This window comes from Undibacterium hunanense (genome assembly GCF_014284335.1).
In the GTDB taxonomy this organism is placed as follows: domain Bacteria; phylum Pseudomonadota; class Gammaproteobacteria; order Burkholderiales; family Burkholderiaceae_D; genus Undibacterium; species Undibacterium hunanense.
This window is the reverse complement of record NZ_JACOGF010000002.1, coordinates 559929-582372: the sequence shown is the minus strand read 5'-3', so window position 1 is coordinate 582372 and position 22444 is coordinate 559929. Positions and strand designations below refer to the sequence as shown.

The window sequence follows — 22444 nt, the reverse complement described above, 5'->3', positions numbered from 1 at the left end:
TGACTAAGTGGCTAAGTGGCTAAGTGGCTAAGTGGCTAAGTGGCTGAATTTTATTGATACGGATTGATACAAACAACCCAGCCCGCTTCATGAGGTACACCGGATGCATGAGCAATCCTGTCTCCGGTGCCAGTCATCAATACTCTTCATTGATTTTCTTGACCCATTTGTTCCATGCACCTTTATTATTATTCTGGAACACCGCTTCATCCCCTGAATCGATATAGCTCTGTATTTCTTCGGCACTGTCTTCACCAATAGACAATTGTTTCAAATTCCAGACCAGCGTGGTCATACCCAGGGTGCTCTTGCCTGCATCGACACGCATGCGCTCTTCCACGTCCTGTTCTATCGGTCTGTAGCCAACCGGTGTCTTGCCTTCCGAATATTCGATATCGTCATCAGTAAAATTGGTGTCGTCACTCATGGCGGCTTTTTTATTATCAAGATCGCTTTCACTTGCCACACTGGCCGATGCATCCGGCTCGGAATGCACTTTCAGCTTTCTCAGCCATTGGGTGTCGTTGCCATCTACGTCAACCGGTGCCAGCTCACATTCAAAATCGGCGATTCCTTTTGCGTCATCCCTGCCGGTCACCTTGACTTCGTACCTGAGCCAGCTTTTCAAATCATTGATCCAATACTTGGCCCGCTTTTCTATATATTGGTAGTGATGCGAATTGGCTTGTGCCGTGATAGGGAAAAGATTCTGCTCCGATCCCGGGCCGCCCAGATCGCCATTCAATAAATGTCCGCGAATATTGACGCCATTTTTTTTCATGTGCTTGCTGAAATGGTTTTTTGCAACAAAAGGGTTTGGTTCGCCTCCCTGGGGATGATCCGGCCCCAGAGGATAGGCTTTCATGGAAAGACCAACGGTCTCCTTGGAGGTAGTTAGCCGCCCGGTTTCAAAACTGACACTGGTTCTCTTTATATTGGCCACACCGGCTTTATCGCTGTGACCTTTGAGTTTGGCACTACGACTATCATCATCATCGTACGTGATCTTTGCCGCGGCACGCTGAACCACAGGGTTTCCACCGCCAGCCATCTGCAAGGTAAGTGCCGACCTGGCATCCATCATGGCCTGGTAGGTCTTGAGTTGCATTGCCTGTGGACTATTGTCCGCCATTTCCTGCCGCTTGCGCTGTGCAATGGCTTCGGGGCGCTGATCCACAAACCCCAGGGGATTGGCGAATTGTTGCAAGGGTTTATCCTGTGCAAACGCATTCTGTCTTGTATCTTCAGCAGGTGTACTGACGCGCGATTTCATGTTTGGCCTGATGGCATCAAGGATGATGACAGACTTTCCATGATAATTTAACACGCACGGAAAGTCAGGTAAAACATGATGCCAGACTTCAATCCCTGGCAGTTGCCCCCAGGCTATAGCGCAAACCCACCCAGATCATGCGTGGTGCGCTGGGGGTGTAGAAGTTGGTACCTTTGGCGTCGGAATTGCTGTAGCCGCCATTGGCAGTGATGGCATGCGGCCCCAGCTGGCCAGCGGTGTAATAGCGCTGATCAAACAGATTGCTGATGTTGATCAATAACTTCAACTGTGCAGTGGGCCGGTAGCTGCCAGACAGATTGACGACGGTGTAACCCGGCATGCTGCCAGAGCCCAGCTTGTTGATGCCATCGGCAACATGGGCGTTATTTTCATTGCCCCGCAAAAAACTTTTTCCTACGGCAAGCAATTCAATGCCGGCAGAATAGCGTGTATCGAATTCGTAATTGGCGTGCGCCTTGAAAATCTGTTGGGGTATCAACGGTATCTGGTCGCCGGGTTTGACAGTGATGTTGCCACTGGCATTGGCCGCGCTGTTGTACTGCGCCCCCAGACTATCGCTACTCTGGTAGGTCGCCTTCATCCAGGTGTAATTCAATCCGAAGGAGGCGTTATCCAGCTCACCAGAGATACCCGCTTCCAGCCCCTGCCGCCTGGTCTGGCCGAAATTCTTGAAGTAGCCAGTCGCCGCAGAATTGGCAACAAAGAGGATGTCATCCAGATTATCACCACGGAATACACCAACATTCCAAGCCATTTTGTCTACCAGTTTGCCCGGCAATTTGCCACGCAGTCCAGCCTCCCAGGTTTTGGACACGACCTGCTTCAATGCCGGATCGCCAGCCATGGAATTGGGCAAACGGCAGCCGAAATCCGGATCAGCACAACCCAGTTCTATTGAGGTGGGTGCGCGACTGCTTTCGCTATAACCCAGGTAGGCATTGATGGCGGTATCTGGCGTAAAGCTGATGCCAAGAGCAGGATTGAAACGCCGGAAAGTATGATCACCATCCAGCGAACCCCGCTGTCCACCCTGGGTAGTAGCGTTGTTATAGGGGTAAAGCCTGTCAGTATTTTTCAATGCTGTACTGTTATAACGACCAGACGCCGTAATATGCCAGCGATCATCCAATGACAGGGTGTCGCTGCCAGACAGGCTCCAGGTTGTAGTCTGCCCACTCAAATTGACGCGCTGGTCAAAGGCATTTTCTGAATTCTGGGTACCGTCTGCATAGGCATTGACAGGGCTAATGCTGCGATCGGCATTCAGATAGCCGAACTGGCTGGCCTGCGAGAAACGGGTACGGCTGGCGTCATAGCCTGCGCCGACGACGAACTGATTGCCATACCCGGCGGCCTTGCTCTGGAAACTGAGCTGAGCGCTGACACCATAGTTTTGCTGATGGGTATTCGTGTTTGTGATCAGGCCGGTACATTTTTCATTGGGTTCGGTGTTCGTACCTGCCTGGGCAATACAACGCCAGACGGGGAAGGCGTTGGTGGTGCTGGTCCTGCTGTTGCTGCTTTCAACGACCGGGCTGTAGCCATGCGCCAGCAACCAGGCCTTGTCTGCCGCCTGCCCGGTGTAATACGCAGATTCACCAAGTGCATCTTCATTCAGATCACCATTGATGGTGGCCGTGCGGGTGTTGCGGTAATACACATTGCCAGCCAGCAGGACATGCTCGCTGAGGCTGGATTTAGCTTCCAGATTGACAAAACCGGCGTGGTTGCGCGTCACATCCGGTTTGGTATAGACGCTGGCATAGTTATTGGCCAGCAACTGCTGTTCCTGCGAGCCATTGCCCGTCATTTTGCTGCCGGCCCATGCATAACTGAGCTTCAGGCCGGTTTTGCTGTCATGCCAGCCCAGCTTGCCAAAGAATTGACCCAGACTGGATGGTGAATCATCGCGCCATCCGTCTTCCTGATAAGCATGTGCCACCATGAACCAATCCAGCCCGCGCTCATTGGTGCCGCCATGCTCCAGACCCAGAGAGCGCCGGCCATAGCGCCCTGCACCGATTTCCACTGCGGTACCGGCATCATGCAGGCCATCCTTGGTTTGCAGGGACAGGGCACCGCCCAGGGTGTTCAGACCAAACAGAGGGTTGGCACCAGACATCAGGGTCAGTGAAGAAATAGCGTCTTTGGGGATCAGGTCCCACATCACGACGTCTCCAAAAGGCTGGTTCAGGCGTACCCCATCCATATAGACTGACAAGCCTTGTGGCGTACCCAGCAAGGGTGAGGCGGTATAACCCCGGTAATTCACATCATTCATGAAAGGATTGCCCTGCACGTCATTGACGTGCACGCTGCCCAGGCTGCGATTGAGAAAATCAGAAAAATTCAGGGCACCGCTCCTGGCCATGTCACGGCTAGTGGCAGTCTGGACCGCAGCAGGAATCTGCTCCCTGGCCAGCCCCAGATCAGGCAAAGGTGTGGTGCCTATGATTTCCACTACCGGCGGCGTAGCTATATCTATTGCTATATCTACCGACACGTCAGCCGCCATGCCAGCCTTGCCAGCCAGGCCCATGAACAAAGCGGAAAGCAAGCGAACCTGAAGTCTGAGCGCAGTTGGAGCAGGCATGAATACACCCTAACAAGTTATGCAATAGACATTAATTTATCATTATTGCAATACTGTTGTCACGGGAATAATTAATGTGTGTATAGATTAATCATCATGGATCAGCCACCATGGATTAGCCATCATGTCCGGCAAACAGCGTTTTCGAGGCAGGTTTGACGTATGATCGGCACCATCGTTTTTTTGCTTTCGTTTTTACTGCATGTATTTTTGATGCCCGGCCACACAGAGGAAGAGATGAAGATATCCACCACACTCATTTGCAGTTTGCTTTTCACCTGCGCAGGATTTTGTATTGCGGCACCAACAGACCCTGCTCGCCCCATGGTCGTCGTAAATGAAGAAGATGTAAAACGCGATGAACCACCACCCCATGGTGCCATAGGCATGTCCACTGCTTACCGCATCAGTGATGCCGCACCGGCACCGCGCAGTATGGAATTCAGGAAACGCGTACTGCATCCCAAGGCAGAAATTGGTCTGCACCGCATAGACCATGACGAGGTCTATTACGTGCTTTCTGGTGAAGGTATCGTGAATTCTGACGGTACGACCCAGCCCCTGAAACCAGGCATGGCTGCGTATTTATACAAGGGTGCCACAGTCGGCATCAAACAAACCGGGGCACAGCCACTGAGCCTGATTGTCAGTTACCCAAATGCAGTTCGTCAGACTGCACCCTGATCTGGACTGTCAGTCTCCCAGGTCGATCAGACCCGCCAGCGGCACACCCTGGGGCACCTGGTACATGGTAATGACCCAGGCCTGGGCTGAATGTTGTGCAAACTGGGTAAGCATCTTCACCACAAAGTTGATCGATGTCTTGTCCAGTGCAGCAAAAGGATCGTCGAGCAAATTGATGGTGGCACCAGCAGCAAAGGCTGCCGCCAGCCAGACCTTGCGTTTGCTGCCGGTCGATAACATGAACAGTTTTTTATCGACATGCGGCGTCAGTCCCAGCCCTTCGATGACGTTTTCCAGCAGTGTTTCATCAAACAGCGGGTACTGTTTGTGCAGGGAAGTGAAATACTCCATCACTGTCATCTGGTCAAAATCCTCCGTCGCCGGGTCCACCCAGAAGATCTGATTACGATAGACATCCGGCTCTGTGTGCAGGTAAGCACCCTGTATCTGCAACTGCCCTTTCTGCACAGGTAACACTCCAGCCAGCAATTGCAGCAAACTGGTCTTGCCACGGCCATCGCCACCGTATATCAGGGTAACGCCCGGAGTGATCTCACCAGACCAGTTGTTGAACAGGGCCTGCCCCGGGTAGGCAAAGCTCAACTCGGTTGCCTGCAAAAGAATAGTATTTTTTGTCATCATGCGGATGCGAAATAGTCGCCCATGTATGGGCAAGGGTCATCGCAGCATGATATTGAAAATCGGGCATTCTTACTGTTACGCTTTGTGACGCGCCTATCAGTAGCCATGGGGCTTACGTGTATGCAGGCGTGCCAGGCACATGACGCACAGCAATGAAAACAGAGTCGCACTCAAGAGTGTCAGGTGATAATTATGTCCTGAAAAATCCAGTGCCGGGCCTTGTATGCTGCTTCCCAGGATGATCGCAAGCGTGACCATGACATCTTTGCTTGAGTTATATCGGACAAATTGTGCACTGGGAAACAAGGCCATGGGCATGGACGCTGCTGCCGTGTAATACGCACCAGAGACAACCACATGGGCGACATAAAAAATGCGAAAGTTCTGCTCACCGTCCAGCCACAGATAGCCCGTCGCCGCTACCACAAAATACAGACTCATCATGATGGCAGAAATCAGGATGGCACCATAACGGTCAACCAGCCAGCCTATTCCAAATGCAAGAAAGATCGACACTCCATACGAATACGCCGTCAAGGTACCCAAAGTAGTCTTGGAAATACCCAGCGTACCGGCATAGAACTGGCAGAAGGTATGAAAGGGACTGAAGGTCATGCTGGCCAGCATGAAGGCAGCAACAGCCCACAGAAAGAAGGGGCGAGAAAAACATTCCAGGATATGCGTGCGCGGCACAAAAAATGATGCACGCTTTGCATTGTCTGTATCCACTTCATCCGGATAGTTACCTTCTTTTACCATCACGCACATCAGCAACACTGAACCGCCAAAAACCAGGCCGACAGTGAGTAATATTTCACGCAGATAGTTTTCAGTCAGGGCAAATACAAAGCTGTTGAAGGCTATGCCTATGCTCAGGCCGACGATACGAAAACCGGCATAGAATCTGCCAAGAAAACGGTGTGGCATGACATCATTCACCAGACCGGTGAACAGGGCGAAGGTGGTGATGGCGGTGCATTCAAAGATGGTCCAGAACACACAGAAATACGCCAGATTACAAATACGGACACCGGGCGACAGACTGGCAAGTTGCTCATGCGTCCATAGCCCCATATCGGAAGACAGCGCCAGGCCGATCACTGCTGCTGCACCAATTGGCGCGATAGCCATCAGGAAGGGACGCCGCCTGCCCCAGCGTGTGCGCAGACGGTCAGAATGGTAGCCTATCAGTGGTAACAGTAACAGGCTCAGAACCGCTGGCACTGTCGATATCAGCAATGAGGTAGTGGTATCCGAGGCTGCATTCAGCCGCAGAAACTCCAGCCCGCTGGGCAGGGCAGAACGCTCGCGCATTGCAATGCCCAGCTCGCCCACCAGCAACCACAATATGGCAGCGAGCAAGCCGAATTTCGTATAGTGCAAAGTCCCTGCACTATAGCGCGGACTATCCCTGATGCCGGGCATATCCCCTGCGGTCAGATGTACGCTGTCACGCATGCTGGTCCGTAGTCACTTATGAAACAGATTGCGCAGATTTCTTTAGCGGCGCAGTGGAATTTCTGATGACCATATCCATAGGAAACGCAATCTTCGCCGCTTTGATTTCCCTGCCCTGGATAATCTCCACCACTTCGCTGACAGCACGGTTGGCCATTTCAGCAAAGGGCTGGCGCATGGTGGTCAGGGTCGGAAAGACATAACTTGCCGTTGGAATATCGTCAAAACCGACGACCGACACATCATCAGGCACCTTCAATCCCTTGCTGTTGATCGCATCAATGGCACCGAACGCCATTTCATCATTGGCACAAAATATGGCCGTAGGCGGAACCGCGAGTGACAACAGGATTTCAGTCGCCGAATACCCGCCTGACTGCATGAATTGCCCCTGCACGATCAGCGCCGTATCAACAGACAGACCGGCTGCCTGCATCGCATCCACATAGCCTTTTTCACGCTCGGCACTTTGACCTGTGCCAGCGGTACCGGCGACGAAACCGATGCGCCGATGCCCCAGCGCCAACAGGTGTTCAACAGCCGTGCGTGCGCCATTGCGGTTTTCTGCCACGACAATGGGCATATTCATTTGCCTGGCATCAAAATTGACCAGCACACAGGGAAAACCCTGCTTGTCTATCAGATCCAGGTAACTGTCGCTGGCGTTTGGCAACAGCAACAAGAGCCCATCGCACAACTGGCTCAGCATATTGCTGGTTTCGATACGACCGGGGCGATCAAACCTTTCCGCATTGAAGACAATCAGGTCGAAGCCCTTGCGCCGTGCTTCCTGGGTGATGGCCTTGATAATTTCATGCAGCACCAAAGAACCATAGTTGTTGACAAACACGCCGATCAGATTGCTTTTATCACCGCGCATACGGCGCGCCAGCATATCCGGTGTGTAATTAAGCTGGGTTGCGGCTTCCATGATACGTGCGCGGGCTTCTTCTGACACATAGCCAACACCACGGATGGCACGCGAAGCGGTAATCGGTGACACCCCGGCAATCTTGGCTACTTCACTTAACTTGCTTACTTTGCGCATTGATCTTCCAAAAATTAGAGGGCCGGACAGTTGTTGTCCGGCCTTGCCGGTTTCACGCCAGGCTGACGAGCAGAATTGTCCCGCAAGCGGCAATACAGGGCCAGTATTTTCACCTGCAAAGGCATGAGAAAATTTCCTCAAGAACAATAAAAGTGGCGAAAAAGCCGCCACCGCCAACAACAATCAAATAATTGATTATTGTTGGTTTAATTTTCTGCATGTGGTAACGATACCACATCATTTCACCTCATTTTAACTATTTTTTAATGTTTAAAATCAAAGACTTAACATATACCGCCATACACCCGAATAGCTGACTTTGTACATTAGCATTTCATGTGGTAACGTAACCATATCACTCAATCAGGCTGAAATACCACCCGTTGATGTGATGAATAAGCGATTACTGAAACACATTACTGAAAACTTAAAGCAGTGCGGAATACAAGTCGCCAGATTGAGCGTCCCCGTGCTGTATTTACATCATGCAGCCTTTAAGACTGTCTGTAATTCAACGGAGACCATAGTGAAAAAGAAAATTTTAGCCACCGTGCTACCACTCGCCCTGGCGGCCTTTTATGGCGCTGAAGCCACCGCGCAAGAAGCGTCTGCCGCAGGCGCACAGGCCAACCCGGTCAAAACTGATGTGCCAGCCCAGCCAGCAGAAGCTGAAACCGTGGTCGTGACCGGATTTCGCTCCAGTCTGCAAAAGGCGCTCAACCTGAAAGCCAAGGCGATAGGCACGCGTGACTCCATCGTGGCTGAAGATATCGGCAAGTTCCCGGAAGCGAACGTGGCAGAATCGCTGCAACGTGTTCCCGGCGTCATTCTGAACCGCGATGAAAGTTCAGGCGAAGGCCAGCGCATCTCTATCCGTGGTTTGCCGACCGAATACTCAGTCACCACTCTCAACGGCGCACCCGTCAACACGACCTCGACCAGCACTATCGGCACTGCCGCACGTGGTTTCAATTACGACGTGTTTGCGTCTGAACTGTTCGGGCGTGTCGATTTCTACAAATCGCCACTGGCCGAGCTGACCGAAGGCGGTCTGGGCGGCGTGGTCGACTTGCAGACACCTCGGCCATTCGACAATCCGAAACAAGCCATACGCTATGGCGTATCGGGCGCATATAACACCATGTCCAAGCATGTTGACCCAAACGGCTTTGGCCTGTACTCCAATACCTGGGGTAACTGGGGCTTCCTGATCGGTGGATCGCATTCTGGCGGTGTCAATAACCGTTCCGGTTTCGAAGCGACCGGCGGTTACAACAATTCATTTTATGGCAGCCAATCACCGACCAAGGGCTTCTTTGCCATGGCGCTGGATTATGATGATCCGCGTGCCAACCTCAGCGGTTATTCGCGTTCCGATGTCGACAATGCCTATCTGCCGCGTATCTATCGCTTTTATGGTTCCCGCAACGAACGTTCGCGTGATGGTCTGGTTTCTTCACTCCAGTACAAAAGCGGCGGCCTGAATCTGAGCCTGGATACGATGTATTCCAATCTGAAAAACAAGCGTGATGAAATCACATTCGGCCTGTTGATACGCAACAGCCTTACCAACAACCGTGCAGCTGCCGCCGGCCAGGCTGGTCACACTGGTCTGGTGCCTATGGATATCAGGATTGATCCGGCAACCAACCTGATGACAGGTACTTTTGGCAACACGGTACTCAGTAATGGCGTTACCTACAGCGACGATGAAACCACCTTTGGCTATACCGCATTGAACGGTTCATGGGAAGCCAGCAAAGACCTGGTGTTCAGCGGCCAGGTCAGTTTTAACCAAAGCAAGGCTCTCAGCTACCAGGATACCCTGAGTGGCAATATGTACGGTATCACCTCGACGATCGGTTATGGGTCTGACCACGTTTATCCATCGATGTCTTCAACCAGCAGTTATACCGACCCGAATAATTATTCCGGCTTCGGTATCGGCACCAGCCTGACCCGTGAAACTGACAAGGGCAAGCAGGCACGTATTGCTGCGGATTGGGACTATGGTCTGCCTGGTGACTGGAAAGGTCATCTGAAAGCCGGTCTGACCCTGGTTGAAACAACGAAAGGCATCAACAAGCGCAATGGTACAGCGGCTGCCACCACCCAGTTGAACGCGCTGGGGATAGCCAGCCTGCGCAGCGGCATGGTGCCGAATCTGCCGATAGACAATCTCGACATCGGCGCAGGCTGGCCGCAAGCCTGGTCCAGCTTCACCCGTGGCTATACCTATGCGAATTTCAATCCGCTGACCTATAACTCGGAAGCCAGTTTCACGCCGGCACAAAGTTTCACAGCCAAAGAAAAAGTATCGACTGCGTATGTACAATCCGACTTCAAGGGTCAGATCATGGAGCATGAACTGCGCATCAATGCAGGCGTACGCTATTCAACCACCGACACCAACATCGACAATTTCAAAAAGACCGGTACTGGTGGCACCTATCTGCCAAATACGGAAAACGGTTCTTACAGCAATGTCTTGCCAGCCGTCAGCGCTGCTCTGGACCTGACCGATAATCTGATGTGGCGCGTTTCTTACGGCAAAACAATCAGCCGTGCATCGCTGTCCATCATCGCCGCCCAGACTGTTATTCCCAACCCTTTCGACAATACGGCAACCGCTGGCAATCCTAATCTGCTGCCACAAAAATCGAAGAACCTGGACACCAGCCTGGAATGGTATTTCCGGCCAGGCAGCCTGTTGTCGCTCGCCCTGTTCAAGAAAGATTTGTCCGATGCGACAGTAGCCAGCACAACCAACACCACCTTCGGCGCACTGGGCCTGCCGGATACTTCACTGGGCGCAATTTTCCAGAACGCGCAGGGTAAAGTCGACCCTAACCTGCCTATGGTATTGCGCAGTTATAGCAACGCTGGCCAGCAGACACTCAAGGGTTTCGAAGTCGCTTACCAGCAAGCATTCGATTTCCTGCCAGAACAGTACCGGGGCTTTGGTGCACTCGCCAGCTATACACACATCAATCCATTTAATAGCGCCAAGTGGATCACCAATGCGGGCAAAGAGATTGAAGTCAATTCCGTACCGAAATATGCCTACAGCGTCACCGGCTATTACGAAAAAGGACCACTGGCATTGCGACTGTCATACAACTACAAGGGCAGATCGCTGCATGGTGACAATCCGACCAATACCGGCAATGACCTGATACGCTGGCGCGCTGCCCGTGGCTATATGGACGCCAATATCAGCTACAAGCTGAGCGAGTCGTTCGAGCTGCGCATAGATGCACTCAACCTGTCTAACACCCTGGCCTATGACTACTTCGAAGATGCCACCGGTCGCTATGGTGATGGACAGAAAACGCGCATGGATTATGCCAAGTACGATGGCCGCACCATCAAGATAGGCATACGCGGAAAAATATAAACATCCTGGTTGCTTCGCTGCATTCAGCATTGATTGTCACTACGAATGCAGCAAGCAGTGGCACAAGGCGGACAGGCATTTTTCCTTTCCGCCGCTACCTTCCAGTTTCAACAAAGATCACGACGAAAGATCACCACCTATGACGAGACGTCTATATTTGCAGGCTGCGATGGTAGGTCTGGCGCTGATGGCAGGTGCTTGCAGCACGGTACCAGTCAAACAGTCAGCCAGCATACCTGCTACCAGCAGGGCCGAAGTGATGGCAGCGCTGAATCTGGCCAACGGCTATTGGCAGCGCAACAATCCACCTGCACAATCGCCATTCTGGGACATCGCCACCTATCACACCGGCAATATGGAAGCCTATGCATTGACAGGCAACCCTGCCTACCGTGATTACTCGACTGCATGGGCAGAACACAATCGCTGGCGCTCTGCCAATTCGGATATCAAGGCCAGCTGGAAATACAACTATGGCGAGACCGATGAACATGTGATGTTTGGCGACTGGCAAGTCAGTTACCAGACGTATATCGACCTTTACAATCTGGATGCCAGCAAAGACCCGCGCAAGATAGCACGAGCGCGCGAAGTCATGGAATACCAGATGAGTACGCCAAACAATGACTACTGGTGGTGGGTCGATGGTCTGTACATGGTCATGCCGGTCATGACCAAACTGTACAAAGTCACCGGTGACCGTCGCTACCTGGACAAGCTTCAGGAATATTTTCTGTTTGCCGACCAGTTGATGTTCGATCAGGAAAGCAATCTGTATTACCGCGATGCCAAATATCTCTACCCCAAACACAAGAGCGCAAATGGCGGCAAGGACTTCTGGGCACGTGGTGATGGCTGGGTATTTGCCGGCCTGGCGAAAGTACTGGCCGACCTGCCTGCAAGCCATCCCAGCCATGCTCTGTTCGTGCAACGCTTCCAGGGTATGGCCAAAGCCCTGAAACCATTGCAGCAGGAAGAAGGTTACTGGACCCGCAGCCTGCTGGACCCGGCTCAGGCACCAGGCAGGGAAACCAGCGGCACCGCATTTTTTACCTACGGATACCTGTGGGGTATGAACCATGGCTACCTTGATAAAGCAGAATACACACCGGTAGTCACAAAGAGCTGGCACTACCTGAGTACAGTCGCGCTACAGCCGGGCGGCAAGATCGGCTACGTACAGCCTATTGGTGAACGTGCCATACCGGGGCAAACCATAGACCAGAATTCATCTACATCCTTCGGCGTCGGTGCTTTCTTGCTGGCGGCGGCCGAAATGATCAGGTTTATTGATCATTAGCGGCGATGCCTGCCAATCCGGCGCCTGATGATGCGCTGTAGTGGTATCGTTTATTCCGTCCAGGTTTGCCTCTCCTGTCCTGGGCGTTTCACCAAAGGTTGCCCTACAAGCTGCCTTTGTTTTTATCCAGAGATGATGGCGTAACAACGCTGATCATCTTCACGTACTTTCATTCACATCATGACCACATATCATCCGCGCAGACGTCTTATCCAGGGTGCAGCAGCAGCCGTTGGCAGCTTGCTCTTTCCACTTGCAGGCAAGGTACAGGCAGCAGAATCATCGCGTTTTCAGATAGGTCAGAACGATTTTTTACTCGATGGCAAGCGCCTGCAAATCCGTTGTGGCGAATTACATTTCGCCCGCGTGCCGCGTGAATACTGGCGACACCGGCTGCAAGCCATCAAGGCCATGGGTTTGAACACCGTGTGCGCCTACCTGTTCTGGAATTATCACGAATGGCGCGAAGGACAATATGACTGGAGCGGCCAGCGCGACGCTGCCGAATTCTGCCGTATCGCCCAGCAGGAAGGTTTGTGGGTCATCCTGCGCCCTGGCCCCTATGCCTGTGCAGAATGGGAAATGGGTGGCTTGCCGTGGTGGCTGCTCAAACACCCCAAAGACAATTTCCTGCGCACGCGTGACGATGCTTACGTACAACCGGCACGCCGCTGGATGCATGAAGTGGGCCGCGTACTGGCGCCTATGCAGATTACTCAGGGGGGTCCGATTTTGATGGTGCAGGTAGAAAACGAATATGGCTTCTTTGGCGAAGACCTGGAATACATGCGCGTGATGCGCCAGGCTTTGCTTGACGCAAAATTCGACGTGCCCCTGTTTCAATGCAATCCGACCAATGCGGTCGTCAAGTCACACATCCCCGAACTGTTTTCGGTCGCCAATTTTGGCAGCCAACCCCTGGCCGGGTTCAAGGCACTCGCCTCGGTACAGCAGGGTCCACTGATGTGCGGGGAATTTTATTCAGGCTGGTTCGATACCTGGGGTGCGCCACACCGCCGTGGCGATGCCAGCAAGGCGGTTGCCGATATCCAGACCATGCTGAAAGCCAATGGTTCGTTCAGTCTGTACATGGCGCATGGCGGTACCACCTTTGGTTTATGGGGTGGTTGCGACCGCCCCTTCCGTCCCGATACCAGCAGCTATGATTACGACGCCCCTATAGGCGAAGCAGGATGGACAGGCGACAAGTTCAAAGCATATCGCGATGGTATTCAACCCTTTCTGGCCGAAGGTGAAAGCTTGCCACCGGTACCGCCGCGCATGTCTGTGATAGAGATTGCCGCCTTTGCGCTGAAAGAATCTGCCAGCGTGTTTGCCAACCTGCCGCCACGTGTCATCAAGACGGCATCACCACAGCCGATAGAACAGTACGACATCAGCCGTGGCCTGGTGGCCTACCGCGTCACACTGCCCGCTGGCCCGGCAGGCGTACTGGAAGCGGCCAAGGTACGTGACCTGGCCTGGGTCTATGTAAATGGCAAACAGGCTGGCACCATGGATACCCGCCACAATCGTTTTCGGGTTGAGCTGGCGGCGCGCAGCAAACCTGTCACGGTGGACATTCTGTTGTACACCATCGCCCGGGTGAATTTTGGGGTAGAAATCCACGACAGGAAAGGCTTGCACGGCCCTGTCAGTTTCAAGCCAAAAAATGGTCAGCGGCAGGCTCTGGAAAACTGGGAAATCCGCGCCATCGATTTCGATGCCGATGGCAAGCTGCCACCACTGGCCTGGAAGCCGGGGCGTCCACAAGGTCATGTTGGATCAGCAGGTTCGGCAGGCCCGGCATTCTGGCGCGGCAGTTTTGATGTCAGCTCCAGTGGTGACACCTTCCTCGACATGTCGACCTGGGGTCAGGGCGTGGTATGGGTCAATGGCCGTTGTCTGGGGCGGTACTGGAGCATAGGGCCAACCCAGACCATGTACCTGCCGGGTCCATGGATCAAACCTGGTCGCAATGAAGTGGTGGTGCTGGACCTGACCGGACCACAAAGCGCACGCATTGCCGGGCTGAGCACACCCATACTCGATCAACTGCATCCCGAACGCGACCTGCCCCGCCCATCGAATACAGCAAAGCCCAAACTGGATGGCCTGACACCTGCGCATGAAGGGCAATTTCTGCCGGGCAGCGCCACACAAGATGTACGTTTCGACAAACCGGTACGCGGACGCCAGTTGTGCCTGGAATCGCTGGATGCCTTCGATGGAAAACAGTTTGCATCAGTGGCGGAGCTGGCTTTGCTGGGTGCCGACGGCAAGACACTCAATCAGTCAAGCTGGACCATCGCCTACGTCAGCAGCGAAGAAGCAAACAAGGAAGACGGCTCGGCCTTGAATGCCATCAATGGACAGATCACCGATCACTGGCACTCTGCCTACAGCGGCAAGCCACCATTCGGTAGCCACCCGCACAGATTGATTCTTGATCTGGGTAAACAAGTCGAGGTGGCCGGAATACGCTATACGCCGCGCCAGGGTGCTGACAATGTCACCGGACGCATCAAACATTATCGTGTGTATGTCGCTGATACGCTGGTGACTCAGGATTAGGCTTAAAAAATAAATAAATACGCACAACCATAACAAGAGGAAGACATGGAACGACGACATTTTATGCGTGCAGTGGTAGCAGGCTCTGCTGTGAGCGGCTTGCTGGGTAGCGGCACACAAGTGCAGGCTGCCACCTTGCCTGACAATGCCAACGACCGTGCCTATATGGCAGGCTTGTTGCAAAAAATGGCAGAGCCGGTGTTGTCGGCCATGGCAAAAGGCGAATTGCAAAAGAAGTTTCAGTTGGAGCTTAGTCCGACCTGGGATGGTCGCGACAAGCAGGTCGCCTACCTGGAATGCTTTGGTCGCCTGATCGCCGGTGCAGCCCCGTGGCTGGCTCTGCCAGAAGACAATACACCCGAAGGCCGTACACGCAAGCGCCTGCAACAAATGGCCTTGCAAAGCTATGCGCATTCGGTAGACCCAAAGAGCCCGGATTATCTGTTATGGAAAGGCCACGGCCAGGCACTGGTGGATTCAGCCTATTTCACCAATGCCCTGATGCGTGCTCCCAAGGCATTGTGGGAACCGTTGGACAGCGTCACCAAACAGCGCATCATCAATGAGATCAAAGGCCTGCGCAGGATAGAACCACCCTACATCAACTGGATGCTGTTCGCAGCGATGAACGAAGCCTGGCTGATGTCGATAGGTGAAGAGTACGACCCCATGCGCATGAATGTCGCCATCCGTAAAATCAATGAATGGTATATCGGTGATGGCTGGATCAAGGATGGCGAAGCCTTTCACTTCGATTATTACAATTCCTTCGTGATGTACCCCATGCTGTATGAAGTGCTGGAAGTGCTGGTCAAGTTCAAAGGGCCATTCTGGAACGCCAAACCGGCAGACTTGCAGGCGCAGGCCCTGAAACGCATGCAGCGTTATAGTGAACATCTGGAACGTTTCATATCGCCGGAAGGAAGTTATCCGCCCATCGGTCGCTCGCTTACCTACAGGACAGCAGCATTCCAGCCGCTGGGGCTGTTAGCCTGGCGCAAACAACTGCCCCCCAGCCTGCCAGAAGGCCAGGTGCGCGCCGCCATGCAGGCAGTTCACAAGGCGGTCTGGACCGAGCCCAGCAATTTCACCAGCGATGGTTTCCTGACCATAGGTTTTGTCGGCCATCAACCAGAACTGGGTGACTGGTATTCCAACAACGGCAGCATGTATCTGGCATCCGAAGGCTTTCTTGCGCTGGGCCTGCCTGAAACGGATTCTTACTGGACCACTGCGCCGCTGGACTGGACGCAAAAGAAAGCCTTTGGTGGACGCAAGTTTCCCAAGGATTATCCGGTCAATTATTAGTCAGCAATAGCTAAAAAAAAGCGCACTCTGCATTGATACCAATACAGGTGCGCTGTAAAAACCAGAATACACTCTGGTCGAAGGGAAGGTTAATCGGCTTTCGCCATGTGGGTCCTGGTACCTGCATCACTGGTGGTAACCGTGTCTGTGCTGTCTTTAGTGCCTGTAGTTTCTGATAGGTGACGACTATCCCAGCCACCGCCTATGGCACGTATCAAACTCACTGCCGATTTGGCACGCGCACCATCCAGTTGTGCGGCGATGCGCTGTTGCTGCAATACCGTACGGTCTGCATCAATCACATTCAGGTAACTGACCGAGCCTTCGCGGTATTGCACATGTGATAGTTTGGCGGCACGCTCTGCCGCCTGTACCGCATTGTCTTGCGCCTGGGTCTGGTCACGCAGTATGCGCAAGTCGGCCAGGTTATCTTCCACTTCCCTGAAGGCATTCAGCACCGTCTGGCGATAGTTGGCGACATCTTCTTCATAGACTGCCCCTGCCCTGTCCACACTGGCCTGGCGACGGCCACCGTCAAACAGGGGCATGGACAACAAAGGCCCCAGAAGGAAAGTACGACTGCTCCAGTTCAATAAATCACCAAGGCTGGCTGATTCATAACCGGCGGAACCAGTGATATCCAGTCTTGGGAAAAAGGCTGAACGTGCCACACCGATACGGGCATTGGCGGCAGCCATGCTGCGTTCTGCTGCCGCAATATCGGGGCGACGTTCCAGCAAGGTCGATGGCAAACCTGCCGGGATGTTGACAGCGATGCGCGACAAAGGCCGTGGCAAGAAATTGAATTCTGCCGGTGTCTTGCCCAGCAAGACTGCCAGTGCATGTTCTGCCACCGCACGGCTGCGTGCCAGACCCAGCGATTCAGACTGTGCCGTTGCCAGTTCTGCTTTAGCGCGTGCCAGATCGAGCTCGCTGATATCGCCTTCATTAAAGCGGGTTTGTACCAGCTTCAGGGTTTTCGAGCGCAGCTCTACCGTGGCGGCATATAAAGCCTGTTCTGCATCCAGTTCCCGCAGCAAAAAGTAAGCTTGCGCCACATCGGCTTGCAAGGCCAGTTGCACGGATTGGAACAGGGCTTCGTTCTTTTGCGTATCTGCCGTTGCGGCATCTATGCTGGAAGCCACGCGACCAAACAGATCCAGCTCATACGATGCACCAAGCTGGGCATTGTAAGTCGTGCTGGTAGGCATCCTGGTATTGTCAGGCAAACCCTGGGACGCCGGTGCAGCACGCCCACGGTTAGCACCGAGGCCCGCATTCACTTGCGGGAACAGACCAGCACGTGCATCCTGCCGCAAGGCGCGTGACTGTTTCAGACGTGCAGCAGCGGCTTTGAGGTTCTGGTTGGCCGCCATGGCCTGAACCTCCATCTCATTCAGGCTATCGTCTGCAAAGATTTTCCACCAGTCGCCACGAGCAACTTCTTCTGAAGGTTGTGCTTCTTTCCAGTTGCTCGAGTTGCTGCTTGCCTGCACTTCTTTATAGGCAGAGGGAGTTGTCACTTCCGCTTTCTGATAAGTCGGTGCAACTGAACAGCCAGCCAGCACCATTAACAGCATCAACAGAGATGAAGCAGATTTCAGGGGTTTGATTGTATTTATCATCATGCTCTCTCAAACTTTAACAGTAGCGTGCTCATGCGTGTGGTCATGTGCAACTGCTGGTGCTTCATGCACCACCGCAGAATGCAGCTTGCGGCCACCTGCAAGAGTACGCAGCAATACATAAAACACCGGTGTCAGGAACAGGCCAAACAGGGTCACACCCAGCATGCCGAAGAACACCGCTACACCCATCGCATGCCGCATCTCAGAACCTGGGCCGCTGGAAATCACCAGTGGCACCACACCCATGATGAAGGCGATGGATGTCATCAGGATAGGACGCAGACGCAAACGGCTGGCATCTATCGCGGCCTGCAAAGGCGTGCTGCCCTGCAGTTCAAGCTCCCGCGCAAATTCCACAATCAGAATCGCATTCTTGGCCGATAGCCCCACCAGTACCATGAGACCGATCTGGGTGAAGATGTTATTGTCACCACCTGTCAGCCAGACGCCGGTCAAAGCCGCCAGCAAACTCATGGGCACGATCATGATGACGGCCAGTGGCAAGGTCAGGCTTTCATACTGCGCCGCCAATACCAGGAACACCAGCAAGACGCTGATAGGGAATACCCAGACACCGGCATTGCCCGCCAGGATTTGCTGGTAAGTCAGATCAGTCCATTCAAACTTGATACCGGCAGGCAGGGTCTTGGCAGCAATACGCTCTGCCGCAGCCTGTGCCTGATTCGATGAATAACCGGGGGCTGGGCCACCATTGATATCCGCCGCGGTGTAGCCGTTATAACGCACCACCATTTCAGGGCCAAAGCTGGGCGTCACCTTAACGAGGGAAGACAGCGGCACCATTTCACCAGCGGTATTGCGGGTTTTCAGTTGCAGTATGTCTTCAGGTTTGGCACGGTAAGGTGCATCTGCCTGGGCACGTACCTGATACACACGGCCAAAACGGTTGAAGTCATTCACATACAGAGAACCAAGGTAGATCTGCATGGTGTCAAACACATCAGTCACCGGTACACCAAGTTGCTTGGCCTTGACGCGATCGAGATTGACATCCAGTTGCGGCACATTGATCTGGTAACTGGAAAACATGGGTCCCAGTTCTGGCGCTGTTCTGGCAGCAGCAATAAAAGCCTGTGTTGCGGCATCCAGTTCAGCATAACCCAGCGCACCCTTGTCTTCTATCTGCATCTTGAAGCCGCCAACCGTGCCCAGGCCCATCACAGGTGGTGGCGGAAAGACGGCGATGAAAGCATCCTTGATGCCGAAATATTTCTGGTTCAGCTTGCCTGCAATTGCATCGGCTGCCAGTTCCTTGCTGCGGCGTTCTTCAAAGGGTTTCAGCGTCACAAAAACAATACCGGCGCTGGAACTATTGGTGAAGCCATTGATGGACAAGCCAGGGAAGGCAACTGCACTTTCCACACCCGGTTCTTTCAAGGCAATGGCCGACATATCGCGTATGACTTTTTCTGTACGGTCCAGCGTTGCACCATTGGGCAATTGCGTAAAGCTGATCAGGTATTGCTTGTCTTGCCCCGGCACAAAGCCACCCGGCACGATATATGAAATACCCACGGCTGCTGCCAGCAATACCACGTACACCACCATGCTGGAAGCCTTGCGGGAAATGACGCCAGCCACACCTTTCGAATACTTTTCAGAACCACGATTGAACATGCGGTTGAAGGCATTGAAGAAGCGTCCAAACAGGCGGTTCATGACCTTGGTCAGCCAGTCCGGTTTTTCATCATGGCCTTTGAGCAAAATCGCAGCCAGAGCTGGTGAGAGGGTCAGCGAGTTGAAGGCCGAGATCACAGTCGAAATAGCAATCGTCATCGCAAACTGTTTGTAGAACTGCCCGGTCAGACCTGTCATGAAAGCCAGTGGTACGAATACCGCAACCAGCGTCAGGGCGATAGCAATGATAGGGCCGCTGACTTCACGCATGGCGCGGTACGTTGCTTCTTTTGGTGACAAACCAGCCGAGATATTTCTTTCGACATTTTCCACCACCACAATCGCATCATCGACGACGATGCCGATGGCCAGCACCATGCCAAACAGTGACAAGGCATTGATGGAATAGCCAAAGCCCAGCATCAGCGAGAAAGTACCGACGATGGAAACCGGCACGGCCAGCAGCGGGATCAGCGAAGCACGCCAGGTTTGCAAAAATACGATGACCACCAGCACCACCAGCGCAATCGCTTCCAGCAAGGTCTCGACCACTGCATGGATACTGGAACGCACGAATTGCGTCGGGTCATACACGATCTTGTATTGCACCGAGCTTGGAAAGTCTGCCGACAATTCTTTCATTGCCGCACGCACCTGATCAGATACATCCAGCGCATTCGCGCCAGGTGCCTGGAAGATAGGTATCGCTACTGCCGGTTTATTGTCGAGCAGGGAACGCAAGCCATATTCAGATGCATCCAGCTCTATGCGCGCCACGTCCGCCAGACGGGTGACTGCACCATCGGCAGAAGTCTTAAGTATGATCTCGGCAAATTCTGCTTCTGATTTCAAACGGCCTTGCGCATTCACATTGAATTGCAAGGGCGTACCCGGCACATTCGGTGATGCACCGATGACACCCGCCGCCACCTGCACGTTTTGTTCGCGTATGGAATTCACCACATCAGAGGCAGTCAGGCCACGCTGCGACACTTTTTGCGGATCCAGCCAGACGCGCATGGCGTAATTGCCCGAGCCAAACAAGCCAACCTCACCGACACCCTTGATACGCGCCAGACGGTCTTTGACATTCAGCACCGCATAGTTGCGCAGGTAAGTCATGTCATAGCGGTCATCCGGTGAAATCAGATGCACCACCATGGTCAGTGCAGGTGAACTCTTGATGGTCGTTACACCCAGACGTTGCACATCAGCAGGCAGGCGTGGCAAGGCTTGCGAAACACGGTTCTGCACCAGTTGCTGCGCCTTGTCGGGATCTACACCCAACTTGAAGTTGACGGTAACAGTCAGGTTGCCGTCACTATTTGCCTGTGACTGCATGTACAGCATGTTTTCCACGCCGTTGATGGATTCTTCCAAAGGAGAAGCCACGGTTTCTGCAATCACCTTGGGGTTGGCGCCAGGATATTGCGCCCGCACCACGACAGAAGGCGGCACCACCTCGGGATATTCCGAGATGGGTAACTGGAACATGGCCAGCGCACCGGCCAGCAGGATAATTACCGACAGCACCCCGGCGAAGATGGGGCGGTCGATAAAGAATTTTGAAATATTCATGATAGATTTCGTTGTCTATATATTTTTACGTGACGATCAAGATTTTTTGGCAGCAGTTTTTTCTGCTGTGGCAGCCGTCTCGGGTGCAGCAGATTCAGGAGATCCAGCGGGCGCAGTGGCCACTTTACTCATCGATACCATGTTCGGCGTGATGGTGTCACCGGGACGTGTGCGTTGCAGACCATTGACGACAATGCGTTCGCCCGCTTTCAGGCCAGATTCCACGATCAGCAAATCTTCCTGCCTGGTGCCCAGACGTACTTCGCGGTAAGCGGTGTGATTGTCCTTATCCACTGCCAGCACGAAGCGCTTGCTTTGGTCTGTGCCTACTGCTTTTTCATCTATCATCAATGCTGCATGCGGCGCACCGCCACCAAGGCGAATACGGGCATACAGGCCAGGCAGCAACAAGCCATCCTGGTTATCAAACACTGCACGCACGCGTATGGTCCCGGATGAGGTATCAACGCGGTTATCGATGGAAGTTACCTTGCCCTGGCGGGAATAACCTTCTTCATTGGCCAGACCAAGGAAGACTGGTACCTGGGTATTTTTCGCTTGCGCCGGGTTGACGTATTTCAAAAAGCTTTGTTCATCCACATCAAAAGATGCATACACCTGCGAGACGGAAACCAGCGTACTCAAAGCTGGTGAGCTGGCGCCGACGGCAATGACATTACCCACAGTAACTTCGGCACGCGAAATACGGCCAGCAACAGGTGCGGTGATTTGTGTATATTCAAGATTCAGTTTTGCGGTTTTTAACGCTGCCTGTGCCGCCAGTACATTAGCGGCAGCTTCACGCGAAGCATTCTGTTTTTCTTCAAAGTCACGGCGGGCGATAGCGTTCTCACCCAACAGTCTTTCACCACGTGCCACATCAGAACCTGTATAGGCAGCGCGTGCCTCGGCGGCGGCCAGTTGCGCCTGGAATCTGGCGACTTCAGCAGCATACGGACGCGGGTCTATGGTGAATAACAAATCACCTTTCTTGACCAGACTGCCATCTTTGAAATGTACGGCTGTCAGCGTGCCACCAACCAGCGGGCGTATCTCTACCCTGTCGACGGCTTCCAGTTTGCCGGAATAACTTTGCCAGTCAACGATATTGCGGCTGACGACTTCGGCGACATCAACGGTCGTTGCCGGTGGTGCGCCTTTCGCGTCGGTATTGCTGGCCTGAACCCGGATTGCGCCTACGGTGCCAGCCCCTGCGATCAAAAGAACAATGGCGGTACTGATGGCGATGGACAAAGAACTGCGTTTGACAGATGAAGTGATGGTATTGGCTGGATTAGACAT

General features: G+C 53.4%; 13 protein-coding genes. 5 read left to right on the top strand and 8 right to left on the bottom strand.

The window, feature by feature from the left end:
* Positions 1-136 precede the first annotated feature (136 nt).
* Both H8L32_RS05695 and H8L32_RS05690 read right to left on the bottom strand, forming a co-directional pair.
* Entirely contained in the window at positions 137-1273 is a 1137-nt protein-coding gene (locus H8L32_RS05695; RefSeq protein ID WP_186946185.1) for a DNA/RNA non-specific endonuclease, read from the bottom strand.
* 88 nt (positions 1274-1361) lie between these two features.
* On the bottom strand, positions 1362-3887 hold the full coding sequence (locus H8L32_RS05690; protein WP_230412066.1) for a TonB-dependent receptor: 2526 nt from the start codon (positions 3885-3887) through the stop codon (positions 1362-1364).
* A gap of 324 nt (positions 3888-4211) precedes the next feature.
* Here H8L32_RS05690 and H8L32_RS05685 point away from each other — a divergent pair, with 324 nt between their 5' ends.
* Positions 4212-4571 carry a cupin domain-containing protein gene (locus H8L32_RS05685; RefSeq protein WP_186946184.1) on the top strand — a complete coding sequence of 120 codons (360 nt, stop codon included), beginning with the start codon at positions 4212-4214 and terminating at the stop codon, positions 4569-4571.
* Between the two features lie 9 nt (positions 4572-4580).
* Here the strand turns inward: H8L32_RS05685 and H8L32_RS05680 are convergent, their stop codons facing one another.
* From H8L32_RS05680 to H8L32_RS05670, 3 genes are all read right to left on the bottom strand, one after another.
* A complete protein-coding gene (locus H8L32_RS05680) occupies positions 4581-5210 on the bottom strand; it encodes an ABC transporter ATP-binding protein (protein ID WP_186946183.1) in 630 nt (209 codons plus the stop codon).
* Between the two features lie 99 nt (positions 5211-5309).
* Positions 5310-6671, bottom strand: a complete 1362-nt coding sequence (locus H8L32_RS05675; RefSeq protein ID WP_186946182.1) for an MFS transporter — start codon at positions 6669-6671, stop codon at positions 5310-5312.
* A gap of 16 nt (positions 6672-6687) precedes the next feature.
* On the bottom strand, positions 6688-7719 hold the full coding sequence (locus tag H8L32_RS05670) for a LacI family DNA-binding transcriptional regulator (RefSeq protein ID WP_186946181.1): 1032 nt from the start codon (positions 7717-7719) through the stop codon (positions 6688-6690).
* A gap of 526 nt (positions 7720-8245) precedes the next feature.
* Here H8L32_RS05670 and H8L32_RS05665 point away from each other — a divergent pair.
* From H8L32_RS05665 to H8L32_RS05650, 4 genes are all read left to right on the top strand, one after another.
* Entirely contained in the window at positions 8246-11116 is a 2871-nt protein-coding gene (locus H8L32_RS05665) for a TonB-dependent receptor (protein WP_186946180.1), read from the top strand.
* Between the two features lie 139 nt (positions 11117-11255).
* Positions 11256-12416 (top strand): glycoside hydrolase family 88/105 protein, encoded by a 1161-nt coding sequence (locus tag H8L32_RS05660; protein WP_222619204.1) that lies wholly within the window; start codon positions 11256-11258, stop codon positions 12414-12416.
* A gap of 180 nt (positions 12417-12596) precedes the next feature.
* Positions 12597-14990, top strand: coding sequence for a beta-galactosidase (locus tag H8L32_RS05655; RefSeq protein WP_186946179.1), 2394 nt, complete (start codon positions 12597-12599; stop codon positions 14988-14990).
* 45 nt (positions 14991-15035) lie between these two features.
* On the top strand, positions 15036-16298 hold the full coding sequence (locus H8L32_RS05650) for a DUF2264 domain-containing protein (protein ID WP_186946178.1): 1263 nt from the start codon (positions 15036-15038) through the stop codon (positions 16296-16298).
* An 89-nt stretch (positions 16299-16387) separates the two neighbouring features.
* Here the strand turns inward: H8L32_RS05650 and H8L32_RS05645 are convergent, their stop codons facing one another.
* Genes H8L32_RS05645 through H8L32_RS05635 form a run of 3 tightly spaced genes read right to left on the bottom strand, consistent with a single transcriptional unit; the run spans position 16388 to position 22444 of the window.
* Positions 16388-17923 carry an efflux transporter outer membrane subunit gene (locus H8L32_RS05645; RefSeq protein ID WP_186946177.1) on the bottom strand — a complete coding sequence of 512 codons (1536 nt, stop codon included), beginning with the start codon at positions 17921-17923 and terminating at the stop codon, positions 16388-16390.
* A gap of 9 nt (positions 17924-17932) precedes the next feature.
* Positions 17933-21142 (bottom strand): efflux RND transporter permease subunit, encoded by a 3210-nt coding sequence (locus tag H8L32_RS05640; protein ID WP_186946176.1) that lies wholly within the window; start codon positions 21140-21142, stop codon positions 17933-17935.
* Between the two features lie 36 nt (positions 21143-21178).
* On the bottom strand, positions 21179-22444 hold the full coding sequence (locus tag H8L32_RS05635; RefSeq protein ID WP_186946175.1) for an efflux RND transporter periplasmic adaptor subunit: 1266 nt from the start codon (positions 22442-22444) through the stop codon (positions 21179-21181).